Origin of the sequence: Acinetobacter sp. USHLN143 (assembly GCF_037145695.1) — a bacterium.
Taxonomy (GTDB): domain Bacteria; phylum Pseudomonadota; class Gammaproteobacteria; order Pseudomonadales; family Moraxellaceae; genus Acinetobacter; species Acinetobacter fasciculus.
In genome coordinates, this window is record NZ_JBBCWZ010000191.1 from 1 (window position 1) to 649 (window position 649).

The 649-nt window shown below is 39.9% G+C and carries 1 pseudogene; it reads right to left on the minus strand.

Features of this window, described 5'->3' with window-relative positions:
* Positions 1 to 606, minus strand: a pseudogene (locus WFH18_RS17640) (transposase); the annotation flags it as partial.
* Between the last annotated feature and the right edge of the window lie 43 nt (positions 607 to 649).

Sequence of the window (649 nt, forward strand, 5' to 3'; positions counted from 1 at the left end):
ATAACTGATCCCGTCCACACTTTAAACCACGTTGCAACAATTTGCCTTTAATAAGCCAATACAGCTTACGTGTTCCGATACTTGGCATGAGACAGCGATATTCCATAACCAACTCAAGTATTTGTTCAGTTGCTTGTGCAGTCATTTGAGCACGTTTTTCTGCTTGATAATAAGCTTGTCGGGTGATTCCCAACCACTGACAATAACGTGAAACGCTTAGTCTTCTTTGGCTTTGCCAATCTTTGAAACGTGCTCGGTATACTTTTTTCCAAGATCAGTCCCACATTCTTTATCAATGTGATAAATCACATCCTGAATAAATTCAGTTTTAAGCTTTTCTGCGGCTAACTGCTTTTCTAATTGGCGGATTCGTTGTTGGGGTGTCAATTGGCGTTTAGAAGAAGTCGGCATATTCGAAGTCCAGTCCTGTTGTCCGTGCTTGCGTAACCATACCAGCACAGTTGATCTTCCTTGAATACCATATTTTGCCTGAGCTTGCTTATAAGTAATTTGCCCTTTTTCTACTTCATGTACCACCATCATTTTAAAGGCAAAGCTATAGTCACGTTGTGTACGTTTAACTCGTTGTTCTCGTTTATGTTCCATAAAATAAGTCTCTTAAGGTGTAAACTTATTTCAGGACGGGACA